An 18,141-nucleotide genomic window follows, 5' to 3' on the forward strand; every position below is an offset into this window, starting at 1 on the left:
GGTGCTTTTCCCCTGCCGTATGCCGTTACGCTTGTGTTGCCGTAAGTACCGGGCGGCCTAGAAGTGGCGCAGCACGGTTCTGCTGATGATTTCGTCCTGAACGTCCTTGCACAGCTCGATGAAGAAGGCGCTGTAGCCAGCCACGCGCACAACCAGATCGCGGAAGTCCTTGGGGTTCTTCTGCGCATCAAGCAGGGTCTGGTTATCCAGGTAGTTGAACTGCATTTCGCCGTTGCCAAGGATGCTGGCCGTGCGGATGAGGGTGATGACGCCCTGTTCGCCTTCGGGGGTATCCAGCAGGCCGGACATGAGCTTGAAGTTGTGCACCATGCCGATGTTCATGTTGTCGTTAGACATCTTGGACACGCTCTTGATGATGGCGGTGGGGCCTTTGACGTCCGCGCCCTGGGTGGGGCTGATGCCGTCGGAAAGGGGCTGCCATGCGCTGCGGCCGTTGGCGGATGCGCCAAGCAGCTGGCCGAAGGGCGTGTTGTTGGAGATGGACAGGGTGCCGTGGCTCAGAATGGAGTAGAGCGTGCGGTACTTGCGGTGCTCCTGCTCGGTGAACGACACGAGGTCGGCGGCGATGTCGTCGGCGTAGTCGTCGTCGTTGCCGTACTTGGGCGCGGCAAGGCAGTCGGCCAGCACTGCGTCGTAGCCCTTGAAGTCGGCCTTGAGGGCTTCGTTCATGTATTCAAGCGTGTACTTCTTGTCTTCGTACACAAGCTTCTTGATGGCGGCCATAGAGTCCACGTAGGTGGCAAGACCGCTCCAGACCACGCCAGGGCCGAAGTTGTACATGGCGCCGCCAGCGGCCACGTCGCAGCCGTGTTCCATGCAGCCTTCGTACATGATGGACATGAGCGGTTTGGGCGCAAAGTCGCGGTGCACGCGCTGGGAAATGACCGTGGCAACGCTGGACCACTTGGTGATGTAGCAGATCTGCTCCTTCACCGCGGCTTCGAACTTTTCGTAGGTGTCAAACTGGCTCAGGTCGCCGGAGTCGGGGCAGACCTGCTTGCCGTACCACAGCGGCACGCCGTGGTTGAGCACCAGCTCGATGCAGATGGGCCACTGGGTGTAGGCTGTGGAGGTCCACTGGTAGAGGCGGCCCGCTTTCTGCGGTTCCACGCAACCCATGAGGCAGTAGTCGCGGGCGTCTTCAATGCTCACGCCCTTGGCCAGCATCATCTTGATGTGGGTGTCGTCAAAGTGCACAGCGGGGAAGCCCATGCCGGAGCGGATGACGGCCACGATTTTTTTGAGGTATTCCTGCGGCGAGGAATTGTGCACGCGGGTTGCCAGCGAGGGCTGGTAAATACGCACGTGGCGCACGGCGTCCATGAGCAGGTAGGTCAGCTCGTTTGTGGCGTCGCGTCCTTCACGGGTAACGCCGCCCACGCACATGTTCACGAAGGGCTGGTATCCGGCAAAGAACTTGGAGCTGCCCTCGCTGGTGAGCCACATCATTTCAGACATCTTGATCAGCATGCAGCCAGCAAGATCAAAGGCCTCGCAGGGGGTCATGCGGCCAGCTTCGATATCGGCCTTGTAGAGGGGGTACATGTACTGGTCAACGCGGCCAATGGACATGCCGGTCTGGTTTTCTTCAACCACCAGCAGGGATTCCACGGTCCACACAGCCTGAATGGCTTCCCAGAAGGTGGTGGGAGCGTGGGCGGGAACGCGGGCGTTGACCTCGGAAATCTTGAGCAGTTCGGCCTTGCGCTTGGGATCGTGTTCTTTTTCCGCAAGCTGGGCGGCGTATTCCGACATGCGCTTTGCATAGCACATGACGCCTTCGGTGGTTTCAATAACCGACTTGTAGAAGTAGATTTTGTCGATATCTTCGGGATTGGCGTAATCCAGGTGCGTCAGGTGCTCCTGCGCTTCATGCTGAATGTCCAGCATGCCCTTTTTCATCAGGATCACGTCATAGCCGGGGTTGGAGTCGCCGCCGCCGTTGAGGGCGTGGTACGAGCAGTCGGACACGTAGGATTCGCCCGAAAGTTCCCACAGACCGGCTTCGCGGTACTGGGCCTCGCAGTATTCGTCAACGGACTTGCCTTCCCAGTAGGGGAAGATTTCTTCGCGCAGAACTTTCTTGTCTTCTTCAGCAAGATGGAAGGGGTCCTGCGGGCGGGAGCCGATGGTGTCCAGCTCATCGCGCAGCCAGCGCCAGGAAATGTCGGGCGAGAACGCGCCAGCGCGCGGCGCGCCGTTGGGTGCGCCCACGATGAGTTCGTTATCCTGAATGACCAGGGGCGCTGTTTCGCAGCAGTAGCGGAAAGCCTTGGCGCGCAGCAGGATGCGCGGCATGCCGGGGTTTTCGCTGTCAATCTTGGTAATGGCGCGCGCACGGTGAATGGTGATGCGCGGCATCTGCAAAAGATAGTTGGTCTTGAGCTTGAGGTGGCGCTCTGTGGGGCCGTCAGGCACGTTGACGCCGTCAGACACGCCAGCCTTGGGGCCGGAATGCTGCGCGGAGGCAGTGGGCGTAAGGGTAACAGCCGAGCCGGAAGACGTGGCAAATATCTTGCGCAGCGTTTCGCGCTCTTCGGGCGTCAGGCTTTTGGTGACTTCTGCTATCTTTTGAGTAAAATCATGAAGATCCACGTTGATTCCTCCATGGTTTGCGATGGCGGCTCCGGCTGTTGCCGGGGCTTGTTCCGCATCACCTGTTCAATTCATTGAGAGCCTTGCGCAAAACGCGCCGCAGTGCGTCTGAAACGGGGTCGGTCTGGTCGCTCTGCTGTTCCCTGAACGAGAAGCCGCGAACGCCGTAACCCACCTTGCGCCGATAAATGAGATTCATTGGTGAAATGTTGTCGGAGCTGAATCCGTGCCCGGCCAGACCGCTGCCCTGCGTCATGGAAGGGAAAAGGTCGGTGGTGAGGCCCATGCCGCCAAAAGCGGCAGGCGTGTTGACCAGCATGCGGGCCACGGGCTTTTTGAGCGCGAACTGCTGGATGATCTCTTCATCCTGGCTATGGATGGTCATGGTTTGGGCGTGACCCTCGCGCAGCAGAAGTTCGAGGCATTTTTCGCAGGCATGCCGCCAGTCCGGTTCAACATAATAGGCAAGCACAGGGGCCAGCAGTTCCCTGATAAAGGGGTCGGCGGGGTCCACGTAGCGGCGTTCAACCAGCAGCACACGCGTGCCCTGCGGCACGGCAATGCCCGCCTTTTCGGCCAGCACTGTTGCCGATTGCCCCAGCATGGCGCGGTTGCGGCGGCCATTGGGGTGAAACATGGTTTCGCTCAGGGCCAGGGCCTGCGCCTCGTTGATAAAACAGGCTCCGTTCGCCTCAAATGCCCGGCGCGCCTGCGGCTCGATCTTGCCGTCCACAATGACGCACTGCTCGGCAGATGGGGCCAACCCGTTGTCAAAGCTCTTGCTGGCAAGAATGTCGTCCACGGCCTTGCAAATGTCGGCAGTGGCTTCAATAAAGGCCGGGCCGTTGCCCATGCCGCCGTAAATGAAGGGCTTGCCGCTGTGGCGCGCAGCCTCAAGCATGCTGTCCCTGCCGGTTACCAGAACCAGAGCCACAAGACGGTGGCGCATGAGTTCTTCAATGCCGCTGTCGGCGACCATGGTCAGACAGGTCACAGAACCCTCGGGCAGGCCGTGGGCCTGACCGGCGGCAGACATGGCCGCCACCACGCGGCTGGTGCATTCCACGGCGTGCTGGTGAGGGCAAACCACAATGGAATTGCCCGCCTTAACCGCCGCAAGCACATTGCAGATGGTGGTGGAAACCGGGTTGGTGCAGGGGCTGAGGGCGGCTATAACGCCCACGGGCACACCCACTTCAAACACGTGTTGCGCAGCATCGGCGCTCTGGGGCAGTTTGCCCACGCAGCGCATGCCCCGTACGCTCTGTATGACGCGGCGGCAGGCAAAAAGGTTTTTGGCCATTTTGTCCTGCCACACGCCGCATCCGGTTTCTTCGTGGCTCATGACGGCAAGCGACTGGGCCTCAGCGGCGGCGGCTTCAGCCATGGCTTCCACCACCGTGTCCAGTGATTCCTGAGGCATGGCGGAAAGCCGCGTCTGAGCGTCAGCCGCGTTTTCAGCAAGGATGCGAGCCTGCTGGATGGAAATAAGATCCTTGTCGCCGATCATGTTTCCTCCGATGAACCCGGTCAGCTCAGGGCGTAGCGCCTTACAAGCCTGACAAGACGACGGTGGGGCGTGGGGATCACAGCGGAGCTGTAAACGGTAGCGCCCATATTGTTCACGGCCTTGATGCCAGCGGCCACTGCGGCTTGCACAGCGGCCACATCGCCCTGCACCAGGGCGGAGCAGTAACCGGAGGCCACGTTTTCGTAGCCGATCAGTTCCACGTCGGCGGCCTTGATCATGGCGTCCGCGCCTTCCATAAGAAAGACAATGCCAAAGGTTTCAATCATGCCCAGAGCGCGCAGACCGGGGTCGTCTTCCTGTATTTCGTCCAGCGTATGCGCACGGACAATGCCGCTCATGCCGCGCGCGGGGCGGGGCATGACGTTGGTGGCCGTAAGCTTGCCCACAGAGGCGGCAGCAGCGGCGCCAGCGTCAACAGAGGCCTTTACTGCGGCCACATCGCCCCGAACCATGATGGTAACGAGCGTTGAGCCAACGTTTTCGTAGCCGACAAGATCGACATCTGCGGCTTTGAGCATGCTGTCCGCGCCGTAAATGGACGGAACCATGCCAAGAGTTTCAATCAGGCCAAGGGCTTCTTCACCTGTATACTGCATACAACTCACCTCGTGGGGACCCGTGTTCGTGTCCGGGCGTAGCCGGGCGGAGCAAATCTCCTAGTTCCTTTCTAGCCGTTCCCCTATAGGGAAAAGTCAAGCCATATCCCGATTTTTTTCGTCTTGTGTGTGAAATTTGTTGCAGCCCTTGCGGTGTGCGGGTTTTGGCCCTTTACAGGGCTTTTTTTTGATTTTTCCGCCTGCTGCGCGGCAATGCGAGCGCGTGGCGGCTGCGGAGCGCGCAGAAGGGTCAGCGGCATTTTTGCGTTTAATTACGGGCCTGTCGCAAAAATGTCTGCTTTTTGCGGCAATGGGCGGCGACCTTCCCTAAAACTGGAACCTTGGGCCAGATTTGGGGAAGCAGGCGCACACAGATGGTTCAGATTGCATGAGCGCCTTGAGGGTGGGGGGCTGTAAGGGGAAGAGGCAGGAACGACTTTTGCACTATCAAGGAGGGTATGCCCCAAGCCGGACACCGCACATTCAGGAGAGCTTCATGAATTCTCAGCGCTACACCATAAGCGAAATGAGCGAGACTTCGAATATTTCAAAAAAGGCCCTGCGTTTTTACGACAAGCTGGGCCTCATCACGCCACGCCTGCGCGGGGCCAACAATTATCGCTATTACACGCATGAAGATGTGCTCTCCGTGCCGCCTCTCAAATATTACAAGCAGATGGGATTCCGGCTTGAAGAAATCCGCGCGGCCTTTGATGCGGACAGCAACGCCTCGCTGAGGGCACTGCGCGAGATGTTTACTACCAAGATGCAAGACCTGCGGCAGGAGGAAGACGTGCTGCGTTTGCGCTCGGCCTCCATCCATGACTGGCTTGAGCTGCTGCACGAGGCGGAAATGGTGCTGGATAACGACCTGCGGCAGGTCTCGGTCAAATATGTTCCGCCGCAGAATCTGCTGTTCCATGACGAGGTGTTCTCTCTGGACATCAAGTCCACCATCATCAATATGGGATTCACCAATTATGTTGAATCACTGGATAATAACATCGCCGGGCCGGTCATTGTTCATTTTTCTTCGGTGGAAGAGAGGTTGAAAAAGGTGGAGCAGCCCATACAGGTTTTGCAGCGTCCCATGCGCCCATGTAAGCCGGAGCTGATGCAGACGCTTGGGGGCGTGCTCATGGCGAGCTGTTATCACATTGGCCCTTATGAAAACATCAACGACACCTACCGCAAGCTGCAACGCTGGTGTGCATCCAGCAGCTATGTGCATGCCCCTGATGCCTTTGAACGGTATGTCACCGATTACTGGACAACCAACAATGAAGCGCTTTTTGTGACCGAGGTCCTCGTGCGGGTGCGCCGCCCCAACGACACATTCGTTTAAGCGGCACGTTGCCGCCGGGCGGTGTTTGGCACAGCCCGGCAAAAGTGAAGGCCGTTGCCTGGAGAGTCCGGGCAACGGCCTTTTTGCGCACTATCTACAGCACTGGGCATAAAAATGGGCCTGCTGCCGACCAGTATGCGTGGTCGGCAGCAGGCCTGTACCGGAGGAAGGAACCGCCGGATCTTTAGAACTTGTACTGGAAGACCACCTGACCCTTCCAGGCGTCCTGCTTGGAGTAGGAGCCGAAGTTCTGGTAGCTCTTGTTCCAGGTGCTGCTGTCCATGTAGTTGGCCACGTAGCCCAGTTCAACGTTCATCTCAAGATTGTCGTAAATCTTGTAGGAAGAAATCACGTTGAATTCCAGCAGACCATCGTTGGTGGTCATGTAAGGGCCGTCAAACATGTTGGACGTGGAATCCCACGCATTGGCATGGTCCATGTACTTGACCATTGCGGGGCTGTTGGTGCCGCCCCAGTAGGCCACGCGGAAGGTGTGGGTGAGTTTGTCGAGGAAGCTGACGTCGCGGATCTGCGCGCCAAAGCCCCAGGTGCCCGCGTAGGACAGGGACTTGTCCATGAAGTTGACGTTGGGGCTCCAGCCGAGGTTGCCATCGCCCATGAAGGACGTGAAGTTGCCGTAAGCACATACGGAAGGCAGGCGCTCGGAACCGTTCTTGACGTTGCCGTCATCGCCGGAAGCGTACCAGCCGAACACGCCGGGCACGCCCCAGTCGAGCTTGTATTCCACAAGGGCCTTGGCCAGCCAGCCCTGGCGCTGGGTGCTGCCGTGCACCACATCATTGGCGTTGTTGCGGCGCATCACATTGAAGCTGCCCATCTGTTCGACAAAACCGTAGTTGGTGTCGAATTCAATGTTCCAGGGTTCCAGAGCCGTGATCTTGACAGGCAGGCCAGCCCAGAACACGGTGCCGTATTCCTTGGAGGCATTGGTCACGCCGGTCACGTTGAGGCCGTGGCCCGCGCCGATCTTGTTCAGATAGGGGTACAGGGTGGTGGCAGGGGAGCCATCATTGAGCCCATAGTTGGTGAACGCGCCAAACTTGCCAGTGTTGCGGCCCATCATGCCGGGCATGACCCATGGGGTGATGCTGATGCCGTCAAAGGTCAGGGGCATGCTCAGGGCAAACAGGTCCATATTATCAAGATAACTGGCCTTGTCGTTGCTGATCACGTTGTTGTAGGTGCCGCCCTGATAGTTGTCGTTGAAGGGGCGCATCCACAGGGCGGTGAGGCCCACGTTTTTGTTGAAGGCATAGTTGCCAACCACAGCGGCAGCCTGGGTGTCAAACACCGCAGAGCCGCCAGCGGCGTTGGGCAGGGCCAGATACTGCAAGCCCATCTTGAACTTCAGATCGGTCTGCGGAACCGACCACTGCATGTTGGCCTGGGTCACGCGCACCAGGGTGCCGTCCGCACCAAGGGCGGAACCCTGACCGGATCTGCCCCAATCCTGCGGGCCAAGCTTGAATTGCACGCTGCCCATAAGGTTTTCAGAAGCAATGGCGTCAAGGAAAAGCAGAACGCGCTGACGCGAAACAAACTGGTCAGAGTTGTTGGCTTTCTGTTTTGCCCCATTGGTCGTCACGTCCTTGGTCAGGCTGGAATCGCCCACGCCAAAGCCCATCGACCAGATGCCCCTTGCCTTGAAATCCACCGCTTCGGCAGACTGCCCAAACGCCAACCCCAATGTAAGCGCAAGAGCTGCTGCGGAAAGAATGGTTTTCCGTTTCAAAGACATAGTACCTCCCAAGTTAAACGTTATCCATTTGCTACAGCCTGATCCATAAGAGAGCGCGGGCGAAATTGTCCGCGCTCAAGGGAAGCGTATCCGATCCTGCCGGGCGAGGCCCGGCCCGGCTGGTCTGGTGCAGGGGATGTAAGGGATGCAAGGGGACGGTGCGGCGCTTTGCGCAAAGCGGCCGTCGCAGGGCGCAATGCCGTGCAGGTGCTTTTGTGCAAAGAGGGAGCTGCGGAAAGCAGCAACAGGCATGGGTGCAGCCAAGGACGCCTCACAAGGTATTTGGTCGGGAACAGGTTTGTTGCATGTTTGCATCCTGTGTGCCAAATTTCACCATGCTGAAATAATTTACTTTTTTGCTATATTGCTTGTGAATGGGGTAAATACGCGGCAGAGTTGTCGTATGTTGCGACAAAAAAATTTTTCATAAAAATTTAATAAATTAAGTATGATAACGGTTTTTATTGAAAAGTACGACATATTTGTCGCTAATTTGAACGGTGCGGCATGTTCCGCAAAGAACGTATTGGGAAAAAGTGAGGTCTGGCGGGGATAGCAAAAGGGCAGGGGACGTTGTGAATCATTTGGCATGTAAATTGAAAGGAGGGGCGCGTTAATATCACAACAGTGCCCGTCGGTACTACGAAGGAGTTTTAATCATGGCTGCAAAAGCAAAGCGCGCCGCCCTTATAGGTTACGACTGCCTTATTCCTAAAAGGCTTGAAGTAATGCTCGCTCAGGGGGGGCTCGATAACTTCAGAAAGTTCATGCAGGAGGGCAGCTACATTCCCGAAGGTTTCAATCTGCCTACGGTCACTCCGCCGTCCTGGGCCACTATCTGCACGGGCGCATGGCCCCGCACCCACGGCGTGGAAGACTACTATTACTACCATGAAGGCCGCAGCCTTGATTACAAGGAAACCTCACAGGCTTTCGGCTCCACCATCCTGACCGCAGAGACCATCTGGGACGCGTGGGACAAAGCTGGCAAGAAGTGCCTCGTGGTCAACTACCCCATGTCGTGGCCGTCCAAAATGCAGCACGGCGTCATGATCATGGGCGAGGGCCTCAGCCCCGCCGAAACGCGCTGGCCCCTGCATGGCAATGAGCACAAGGAATATTTGTGCTCTGAAAGCGTTATCTCCACAGATTTTTATCCCATGGGTTCGCAGGGCACCTTTGACGATGCCGAAGGCTGGGCCAACCTGCCGGAAGGCGAAGAACCCCTTGAAATGAACGTGCGCATGCACTTCAAGGAAGCCATAGAACCCCTGGAAGACCAGACCTGGCACTGCCTTGTGTGGCAGAGTGGCGATGAAGGCTATGACCGCATGGCCCTTTGCCCTGAAAAGGACTACGCCAAGGCCTTCTTTACCATCCAGCTTGGCCAGTGGAGCGAACCCGCCCAGCACGACTTTACCGTGAAGGCCGATGGCCGCACCGAAAAAGGCGTGTTCCGCGCCAAGCTCATGCAGCTTTCTGACGATGCTGAAGAATTCAAACTGTATATTTCCGGCATTGCTGGCCGTTGCGGTTTTATCGCTCCGGCTGAAGCCGCCGCGCAGATTGACTTCAGCAAGCACATCACGGCCAACGATATTGGTCTGGTTGCCTATCTGCACGGCATTATTGATACCGACACCGTGTGCGAACTGGTGGACTTTCACAGCGCATGGCTCTGGAACACCATTGAGTCGCTTATCAAGGCTAATGCGGACTGGGATCTCTTCTACATGCACTCCCACCCCATTGACTGGTTCTACCACGGCTGGCTCAGCGAGCTGGACAGCACGGACGATGCGGTTCGCACCAAGGCCGAAAAGATGGAACGCTACATCTACGAAGTGGAAGACCGTCTGCTTGGCCGCCTCATGGACATCATGGGCGATGAAACCGTCATGTGCGTATGCTCCGACCACGGCGCAACGCCCCTCGGCCCCATCCTCAACACGGCCCACGCCCTCAAGGAAGCGGGTCTGTGCTCTTACGAACCCAAGAAGTCTGAAAACTACTGGGATATCTACGAGGAAACCGAAGGCTTCAATTACGTGCTTGATGTGAGCAAGTCGCTTGCCGTGCCGCAGCGCTACATGTTCGTGTACGTGAACCTGAAGGGCCGTTACCCCGGCGGTATTGTTGAGCAGGAAGACTACGAAAACGTGCGCGACCGCATCATCAACGCCCTGCTGGACTACAAGCATCCCGACACGGGCGACCGCCCCGTGCTGCTTGCCGTGCGCAAGGAAGACGCTCACGTGTTTGGCATGGGCGGCGCGCAGGCTGGCGATGTGGTGTACGTGCTCAAACCCGAATACATGGCCGAACACGGTTACGGCCTGCCCACCGGCGAATCCGGCTGCGGCAGCCTCAAGAACCTGCTCATGTTCCGCGGCCCCAACATCCGCAAGGGCTACCGCTATACCCGTCCGCGCTGGCTGGCCGACATTGTGCCCACCTTCTGCTACATCACGGGCAATCCTGTGCCCGCCGACGCCGAAGGCGCGCCCATTTACCAGATCATGGAAAACCCCAATCTGGTCGATTAATTCACCATGCCGGGGCAAGGGCGCGGCTTTTGCCCCGGCGCGATAAAACACAAAGCCCCGCATCAGCGGGGCAGACGACAAGGATAAGATCATGGCTGAAAAGAAAGCGATTCTCCTGATGCTGCCTTCCGTTGCGCTCAGCGGCGCATCCGAAGCGCTGGACAAGCTGAAGAAAAAGGCCGTTTTGCTGGCCAATGCCGACAGCGCTGGTCTGGAAGCTCTGGCCCTGGAACTTGGCGGCAAAAAGGTTGAAGCTGCCGCCCTTGAAGGCGCGGAAGACGCGTTGCTGGTGGTGCAGGGTGACGAAGCCGCTCTGGCTGCCGCTCTGGAAGCCGCTGACCGTCGCACCCTGGTGGTGGTTGCCGCCGCTGACGGCGTGGCCTTCTACGGTCTGGCTGTGGACAGCAAGGCCGGGGCCGTTGCCCGCGCCGTTAACGCGCAGGATATTGCCGTTACCATTGCCACCATTGCGGATCTGCCCGTCAGCGCCCAGTGCACCGGGGGTATCATTTATCAGGCAATGAAAAATCCCAACCTCAAGCTTGATGAAATCAGAAAGCTCAAAGAAGCCCTGGTGCGCATGGAATCGGTTATCCAGCGTGATAACCGCGAACCCTGGGACAAGCACGACTGCGCTTAAATTCCTTGCCGCTGTGACCGCGCCTGCCGTGTGGGGGCATGACGTGCGCGGTTATCTGGAACCGCAGCCGTGCTGCGGTTCCGACCCATACCTTCCTCCAAACGCCTGCGGAGATTGAGCTTTATGTTCAGTCTTCGCAGGCTGTTGTTTTATCGGTATGCGGGCAACTTAAACCTGTTTAACGCAGCTTTGCTGTTGATAAAATTTTGCGATAACTGTTGATTGTGATTTTTTTTATGTGATAATAAAAATATAGCTATATGTATGTGGCAATAGTTAGCATTATTGTATTTTTATAACGGCTTGTTGTTGCGTTATTATTTGTGTTTTGTGCTGTATTGTTGTCTGTGTACTTGTTATTCTCTGATAAATTTGAAATCATTAAAATGAAGTAATCAGAAGTGCTTTTTAAATTATGGCTGTTGTTTTTTTTGATAATAGTCAGCATTTGTTATTAACGGTGCATCTGTAAATAATAAATGGGAAAGTATTTGTTTCATTAAAAGTGGCGCGAAGAGCTGCGTTAGGCTGAACACCCTGCGAATTTCTGTCAGATTTGAATGCAGGGTAGTCGCGATTATAAATTTCAGTTTGACAATTGGGGGAATGCATGAAGTTTCTCAGAACAATTGTTGACTTTTTCTGGAGGGCATCGCTCCGGTTTCGATCCGTTCAACCCGGTAAAATCTTTGTGGTCGCACAAAGGGACTATTTGTTATTGCGGCTCTTTTTTGTAGACAGACAACGCCAGCTTGAAAATGTTGCCTGCGATGTTCTGTATATTTCACCACAAAAAATATTGCTCAAATCAAACAAGCGTTTTTTGCCTGATATTCTTAAAGGAGAGCGCTGTAGTCTGTATGTAAAAGTACCTCATGCAATAGCTGAAAAATATCTTGGAATTTCATATCCTGCAATCAGGCATGGTTTCATTTTTAAAACACGAATCATCGCAAATTTTATAGATACAGAATCAAAGCAGTGCCTTGTTGAAGTTTCCATGCCTAAAACATATGTGCAGCGTGATCTGCAGCGACATGAGCGTGTAGGTCTCACGCCTCTGATGCTCAAAAAAAGTTCTCTGTGGATTTGCAACAAGCAGTTGCCTAAATCTGTGAATGACATGAATGAGACGAGTTCTGGATTTTTTGGTGACAATATATGTTCTGCTGTACAGGTTGTGAATCTGTCCGCAGGTGGATTAAGAGTGCAACTTGATAATCTTAAAGGTTTTGAAAATCCCCGCAGTGAGTTAAACAAGCCAGTTGTGTTGCATCTTGTATTGTACAAGACCTCACGCAAGGAACTGTCAGTGTGGGCAGTATGTTCTTGTGTCAAAGTCCATTTCAGCCCGAGCCTGAAAATACTGACATTTTTCTTGAAATATGTGCGGGAATGGGATGATCCAGATGAGGGCGGCGTGGGCTGGAAAGCCGTTGACCGCGATGGAATTTCGGACATTGAGTCCTGGGTGGACAACGACTATTCTATGCTGCTTGATAAAAACCACATGATTTCTGAGGAATTATGCCGCTGTTTTGGCCTTGATCCTGTCTCCGTATGCCGGGAAGGCATCGCAAGGCGTTCCCACAGTGCCTGAGTTCCTGCACTACAGGAAGACAGTTTATTGGTTCAATGGGTTATAGACCATTGTAATCTCTAACCTTGCAGCTTTTCACTCCCCCCGGTCATTCTGCGCATTTTGCGTTGCAGGGTGCGCAGGTTCAGCCCCAGCTCTTCTGCAGCTTTGCCCCTGTGCCAGCGGCACTTTTCAAGCGCCTGCCGGATCATACGTTCTTCAAGTTGCAGCACTGCCTGATCAAGGCTGATGCCCTGGGGTGTGTTGAGCAGCAGGTCGGCCCGACCAGCGTCCCCCAGCGAGAGAAGCGCCTCGTCGCCAAAGGCAAGGTACCGGTCAAGAAAGTTGTGCAGTTCACGCACGTTGCCGGGCCAGTCGTACTGCTCCACGGCCAGTCGCACATGGGGCGGCAGAATAAGGTTCAGGCCTCGCTTTTCAAGCCACGCCTCCACCAATAGGGCAATGTCGCCGTGACGTTCGCGCAGGGGCGGCAGGGTGATGGAAAGCACGTTGACGCGGTAATAAAAATCGGAGCGCATGGTTTTTTCGCGCACCATTTTTGCAAGATCCTGGTTGGTTGCCGCAATAAGGCGGAAGGATGATTCCTTGGGCGTATTGCCGCCCACAGGAGTGTACATCTTGTTTTCAATGGCTCTGAGCAGCTTGACCTGTAGATGCAAGGGCAGTTCGCCTATTTCGTCCAGAAACAGCGTGCCGCCGTTGGCCGCGCCTATGTAGCCCTCTTTATTGGCATGCGCGCCGGAAAAAGCCCCCTTCACGTGCCCGAAAAATTCACTCTCCAGCAGTTGCTCGGGGATTGCGCCGCAGTTTACCGGCACGTAACGGCCCTTGCGCCCGCTGTATTCATGAATGCTCTTGGCGGCAAGGTCTTTGCCGCAGCCGGTTTCACCGTAAATGATGACGTTTGAATCTGTTTCTGCCGCCTTGAGAATCTGGCTGTATACTCGGCGCATGGGCTCGCTTTTGCCCACAATGTTGCCAAGGCCGTAAAGATTGATAACAGAGGTTCGCAGCTCTCTATTTTCTTCGCGCAGGGCCATTTCCTGAAATTTTTGCTCGCTCACGTCCATGATCAGGCCTTCGAGATACCGCAGAACGCCCGAATCATCGTACACGCCCTCCCCCTGATCCCACAGCCATTTGACGCGCCCAGACGGCAGTAAAAGCCGGTACATGACCTGATATGGCTCATGGGCGACAATACTGTCGCGGATGGCTTTGCGGCTGGGGCCGAGGTCATCGGGGTGGGTCATCAGTTCAATGGTGTTGTGGTGGTCAAGCACCATGTCTTCGGCTGGCACCCCCAGCAACTCGTAGCTGCCACGACTTACAAACTCCAGTTCATACTGGAGATAATCACTTTCCGGCGCGTCGATATTGAGAACGCGGCAGCGATAGGCCATGCCGGGCAGGTGATTGAGCAGGCGGCGATAGCTTTTTTCCACATTAATGGGGGGAACTGGGGGCGATGAAAGCATGTGGCGGCAACCTTGCAAAAAATGTCGTTTGTCGCGACACAAATGTCGCTTCCGGGCCGGGATACTAGCGGCATGTGCCATAAAACACAAGCGCGGATGGCGTTGTGAAGCCAAGGGCAATCTGATGGCACTATTAGTGCAATAGGCAGGCCAAATCGCGCGGGGGCAGAGTGCTCTTGCGTTTTTTCAGCCTGGAGGCTTTGAAATGTCACATGAACTCAGTGTTTCTCTCTGCCGCCGCGGCGGCAAGGTGGATCTGGATATGGAGAGCGGCGCCTTTGGCGTGCTCACCATAGACGGTGAAAAGATTCCGCCCGAAGAACGTTCCGGCACGGCCAAAAAGCTCCTGGCCGCCTCTGCCCTGTACTGCTATTGCGCTGCTTTGGACAAAGCCCTGGATACGCGCAATGCCAAGTACGACAAAATCGAGGCCAAGGCCACGTTGCACACAGGCACCGATGATCTGGGCCGGGGCAGGGTAACGGGCATTGATATCGATGTTACCGTGCATCTGGATGAAGAGTACGAATTCATTTTTGACCGTGTGGAAAAGATCATGCGTCAAGGCTGCCTGGTCACGGGTTCGCTGGAGGCCGCCTTCCCCGTGAAGTACAACCTCAGGCTCGCCGACGACGAGGATTAGGAGCCCGCATGTCCGACCAGAAAAAAAGCATGATCGTTGTGGGCGGCGGCCCTGGCGGTTACACGGCGGCTTTTGCGGCCGCCAAGGCCGGAATGGCCGTAACCCTCGTGGAGTGCGCCGAACTTGGCGGCACCTGCCTCAACAACGGTTGCATACCCACCAAGACTATCAAGTCGTCTGCGGAAGCGCTGGAGATTGCCCAACAGGCGGTGCAGTTCGGCGTCAAGATTGAAGGCGGCGTCAGCATTGACCCGCAGGCCGTCTACGAGCGCAAGGAGCGCGTTTGCGCCACCCTGCGTTCGGGCCTTGAAAAAACCTGCGCCGCCCTGGGCGTAACCCTGGTGCGCGGCAAGGGGCGTCTGCTTTGCGGCGGCGCGGTGGAGGTGACCGGCAACGGCGCAAGCTCAAGTCTTTCAGCGGATTACGTCATACTGGCAACGGGTTCGCATCCTGTGAACCTGCCGGGCCTTACAGCCGACCACAAACGCATTCTCACCAGCGACGATGCTCTCAAGCTCACGCATGTGCCTGCCTCCATCATCATTGTGGGTGGCGGCGTCATTGGCTGCGAGCTGGCCTGCATCTATCGGGCTTTTGGCTCCGCTGTCACAGTGATTGAAGGGCAGGACAGGATATTGCCCCTGCCTTCGGTGGATGCCGACATCAGCACGTTGCTCCAGCGCGAGATGAAAAAGCGCCGCATTGCCTGCGAACTCGGGCAAACGCTCACCCATGTGCGCGTGGATGAAAACGGCGTCAGCGGCGTACTTGCGCCATCGCCCTTTGTGAGCGGCGCGCCCGCGAGGCCCGAGCGCCCCATCAGCGCCGAGATGGTGCTTGTTTCTGTGGGCCGCGCCTCCATGACCGCCGGGCTTGGCCTCAAGGAAGCCGGTGTTGCCACGGACGAACGCGGCTGGATACGCGCTGATGAATACATGCGCACATCCCTGCCCGACGTGTATGCCATTGGCGATGCCCTTGGCCCTGCGCGCGTCATGCTGGCCCATGTGGCTGCCGCCGAAGCTCTTTGCGCCGTTAACGACTGCCTGACCGGCGGCAAGGGCGCTCCCATGGATTACCGTTTTGTACCTTCGGCCATCTTCACCTCGCCGGAAATCGGCTGCGTGGGTATGAGCGAGCAGCAGGCGCGCGATGCGGGCTATGAGGTCAAAACCTCGGTTGTGCAGGTGCGCGAACTTGGCAAGGCTCAGGCTATGGGCGCGCTGCCCGGCTTCTGCAAGCTGGTGGCGGATGCCAGCGACGGCACCCTGCTGGGCGCGCACATGGCTGGCGCGCACGCCACCGACCTTATTGCCGAAACAACTCTGGCTTTGCGCATGGGCGCTTCCATCAACGACATAGCCACCACCATTCACGCCCACCCCACGCTGGCCGAAGCCATTGGCGACGCTGCCCTGCGTATGGAAGAGGAGTAGTATCATGAAAGATCTTGACCAATTGGCTTTGCCCGAAAACCTGCGCTATACCGACGAACACGTGTGGCTGTGCGTGGAAGGCGAAACCGCCACCGTAGGCATCAGCGACTTTGCCCAGGATCAGCTTGGCGAGATCGCTTTTGTTGATCTGCCCGCCGTGGGTACAACATACAAAAACGGTCAGGAATTCGGCACCGTTGAATCGCTGAAGTCCGTCAACGCCCTGTTCATGCCGGTTGCCGGGTCAGTGCTTGAAGTGAATGAAACGCTGGAAAGCACGCCCACCCTCGTCAATGCCAAGCCCTACAACGAAGGCTGGATGCTGCGCATCCGTATGGACGACCCTGCCGAGGCAACAGCTCTGGCCGACAGCGCCGCCTACCTCAACCTTTTGCGCAAGGGCTAAGAGGCAAAGCGGTGAAAGGCCCTTCCGGCAACGGCCCGAAAAGCGACAGGGGCGTGTGCAGCACCTCTGCGCGGGATGCGGCATACGTACGCAAGGGGCTTTTTCTCGCTGCGCTGACAGGGGTAATTTTCAGTCTTGATGGCCCTATTCTGAAGCAGGGTCTGGTGAAAGAGCCGTTCAGCATACCTGAATTCTGGTTGTTGGCCCCCCTGTTTGCCGCAGGCTGTCACGACATCAGCGCGGCCTGTCTTTCTCTTGTCCTCAATGTGGCCCAGGGCAAAGGGCGGGAGGTGTTCCGCACCTTTTGCAGCAAGCCCGGCAGGTTTTGTATAATGGGCGCTTTTATGGGCGCTCCCCTCGGCATGGGGGGGTACCTGATGGGCATTTCGCTGGCAGGGCCAGCCTATGCCTTGCCCATTTCCACCCTGTATCCGGCCATCGCAGCGGTGTTGGCGCGCTTTTTTCTGAAAGAGCGCATTTCCGCAAGGGCCATGTGCGGCCTTGCACTTTGCGTGGCGGGCGCGTTTACCGTGGGCTGGTCCGCGCCGCAGGGCGGGGTGGGCGGTCAGGCCTTTTATCTGGGTCTGGGGTTCGCTTTTCTGGCTGCCTTCGGCTGGGCGTCGGAAGGCGTGTGTGTTACGGCGGGTATGGATTTTATTGAGCCCGTCGTGGCTCTGAACGTCTATCAGATCGTTTCCAGCCTGCTGTATGTGCTGGTGATCGTGCCTGCGGCCTTTGTGCTGCTGGAGCGCACCCGGCCCGGTCTGGACGCAGTTGGTCTGCTGATGCAGGCCTTTGCCAGCCCCGGTTTGCCCTTTTGCATAGCCGCTGGCCTGGTGGGCTGTATTTCATACCGCTGCTGGTACACGGCCATGAACATGACCGGCGTGTGCCGGGCCATGGCCCTGAACGTGACCTATGCCCTCTGGGGCATACTATTCAGCGCCCTTTTTACCAACGTTACCGTTACCCGTAATCTTGTGGCGGGCGCGGTGGTGATAGTTGCGGGCATTGTGCTGGTTGTCATGCAGGGCAAGGGGGGAACCGCCTTGCGCCAGGCACAGGATGGGCTGTGATGCGTATCCGGCTGCCTTTGCGGTTGGCTGTGGGCAGATTGCTGCTGGACGGCATCCCCCGCACGGCCAGTGAGGTGTGCGTGGCCTTGGAACTAGAATACGCGGGCGAAAGGCAGATCAATGCGGCGAACATTGAAGCCCAGCTGCAATCCCTCAAGGGTGTGGGTATTGTGATCGTTTGTAATGAATCCGATCAGGGCGTTGCGTACGGAATCACCCCTGATGGCAGGCAGCGGGTTTTGCGCAATATCTAGCGCAGGGCAGGCCGCGCAAAACGGCAAGCCCGATCAAAACCGGAAAGATCAAACCATCCCCTGCGGAGGAAAGTGCGACGTAATTGTCACCTCCCTTGTGCGGAGAGATGGGGGGACGAGGGCATCCCGGCAGGGGTTGTTCTTTTATTCCCTAGCGTGGCCTGGAAAAATCGGGTACAGCGGCCCGCGCAAGCCCCAAATATGCGTGTCAATGG

Annotated in this window: 14 protein-coding genes and 1 pseudogene; 9 read left to right on the forward strand and 6 right to left on the reverse strand. The window is 56.9% G+C overall.

Translation table 11 applies throughout. From position 1 onward, the window contains the following. Positions 1-57: 57 nt before the first annotated feature. The 4 genes and pseudogenes from cutC to RDK48_RS14935 all read right to left on the reverse strand — a co-directional run. Complete coding sequence (gene cutC, locus RDK48_RS05150; RefSeq protein WP_298992679.1) at positions 58-2,616, reverse strand: choline trimethylamine-lyase; 2,559 nt, start codon at positions 2,614-2,616, stop codon at positions 58-60. Positions 2,617-2,674: 58 nt separating this feature from the next. Then, complete coding sequence (locus RDK48_RS05155) at positions 2,675-4,126, reverse strand: aldehyde dehydrogenase family protein (RefSeq protein ID WP_298992674.1); 1,452 nt, start codon at positions 4,124-4,126, stop codon at positions 2,675-2,677. 20 nt (positions 4,127-4,146) lie between these two features. Beyond that, positions 4,147-4,413, reverse strand: a complete 267-nt coding sequence (locus tag RDK48_RS14930) for a BMC domain-containing protein (RefSeq protein ID WP_227117840.1) — start codon at positions 4,411-4,413, stop codon at positions 4,147-4,149. Between the two features lie 93 nt (positions 4,414-4,506). After that, positions 4,507-4,743, reverse strand: a pseudogene (locus RDK48_RS14935) (BMC domain-containing protein); the annotation flags it as partial. Positions 4,744-5,239: 496 nt separating this feature from the next. On the opposite strand from RDK48_RS14935, the gene RDK48_RS05165 reads away from it, so the two are divergent. Continuing rightward, on the forward strand, positions 5,240-6,088 hold the full coding sequence (locus tag RDK48_RS05165; RefSeq protein ID WP_298992667.1) for a MerR family transcriptional regulator: 849 nt from the start codon (positions 5,240-5,242) through the stop codon (positions 6,086-6,088). A 184-nt stretch (positions 6,089-6,272) separates the two neighbouring features. On the opposite strand, the gene RDK48_RS05170 is transcribed toward RDK48_RS05165, so the two are convergent. Next, positions 6,273-7,847, reverse strand: a complete 1,575-nt coding sequence (locus tag RDK48_RS05170; RefSeq protein ID WP_298992664.1) for an outer membrane homotrimeric porin — start codon at positions 7,845-7,847, stop codon at positions 6,273-6,275. Between the two features lie 659 nt (positions 7,848-8,506). Here RDK48_RS05170 and RDK48_RS05175 point away from each other — a divergent pair. From RDK48_RS05175 to RDK48_RS05185, 3 genes are all read left to right on the forward strand, one after another. Continuing rightward, positions 8,507-10,393: an alkaline phosphatase family protein gene (locus tag RDK48_RS05175; RefSeq protein WP_298992661.1), complete on the forward strand. Its 1,887-nt coding sequence runs from the start codon at positions 8,507-8,509 to the stop codon at positions 10,391-10,393. Between the two features lie 91 nt (positions 10,394-10,484). Next, positions 10,485-11,033 carry a hypothetical protein gene (locus RDK48_RS05180; protein ID WP_298992658.1) on the forward strand — a complete coding sequence of 183 codons (549 nt, stop codon included), beginning with the start codon at positions 10,485-10,487 and terminating at the stop codon, positions 11,031-11,033. A gap of 610 nt (positions 11,034-11,643) precedes the next feature. After that, complete coding sequence (locus RDK48_RS05185) at positions 11,644-12,633, forward strand: hypothetical protein (RefSeq protein WP_298992655.1); 990 nt, start codon at positions 11,644-11,646, stop codon at positions 12,631-12,633. Between the two features lie 59 nt (positions 12,634-12,692). On the opposite strand, the gene RDK48_RS05190 is transcribed toward RDK48_RS05185, so the two are convergent. Beyond that, the gene (locus RDK48_RS05190) at positions 12,693-14,111 is read right to left on the reverse strand and encodes a sigma-54-dependent Fis family transcriptional regulator (RefSeq protein WP_298992652.1); all 1,419 of its coding nucleotides are present in this window, start codon (positions 14,109-14,111) and stop codon (positions 12,693-12,695) included. A 205-nt stretch (positions 14,112-14,316) separates the two neighbouring features. Between RDK48_RS05190 and RDK48_RS05195 the strand changes: the two genes are divergently transcribed. Genes RDK48_RS05195 through RDK48_RS05215 form a run of 5 tightly spaced genes read left to right on the forward strand, consistent with a single transcriptional unit; the run spans position 14,317 to position 17,926 of the window. After that, on the forward strand, positions 14,317-14,754 hold the full coding sequence (locus tag RDK48_RS05195) for an OsmC family protein (RefSeq protein WP_298992649.1): 438 nt from the start codon (positions 14,317-14,319) through the stop codon (positions 14,752-14,754). Positions 14,755-14,762: 8 nt separating this feature from the next. Continuing rightward, complete coding sequence (gene lpdA / locus RDK48_RS05200; protein ID WP_298992646.1) at positions 14,763-16,190, forward strand: dihydrolipoyl dehydrogenase; 1,428 nt, start codon at positions 14,763-14,765, stop codon at positions 16,188-16,190. A gap of 4 nt (positions 16,191-16,194) precedes the next feature. Next, on the forward strand, positions 16,195-16,596 hold the full coding sequence (gene gcvH, locus RDK48_RS05205; protein WP_298992643.1) for a glycine cleavage system protein GcvH: 402 nt from the start codon (positions 16,195-16,197) through the stop codon (positions 16,594-16,596). A gap of 11 nt (positions 16,597-16,607) precedes the next feature. After that, complete coding sequence (locus RDK48_RS05210) at positions 16,608-17,672, forward strand: DMT family transporter (protein ID WP_298992639.1); 1,065 nt, start codon at positions 16,608-16,610, stop codon at positions 17,670-17,672. Beyond that, positions 17,672-17,926 carry a hypothetical protein gene (locus RDK48_RS05215; protein ID WP_298992635.1) on the forward strand — a complete coding sequence of 85 codons (255 nt, stop codon included), beginning with the start codon at positions 17,672-17,674 and terminating at the stop codon, positions 17,924-17,926. The genes RDK48_RS05210 and RDK48_RS05215 overlap by 1 nt, the downstream gene beginning before the upstream one ends. The last annotated feature ends 215 nt before the right edge of the window (positions 17,927-18,141 follow it).

This window comes from uncultured Desulfovibrio sp. (genome assembly GCF_902477725.1).
Taxonomy (GTDB): Bacteria; Desulfobacterota; Desulfovibrionia; order Desulfovibrionales; family Desulfovibrionaceae; genus Desulfovibrio.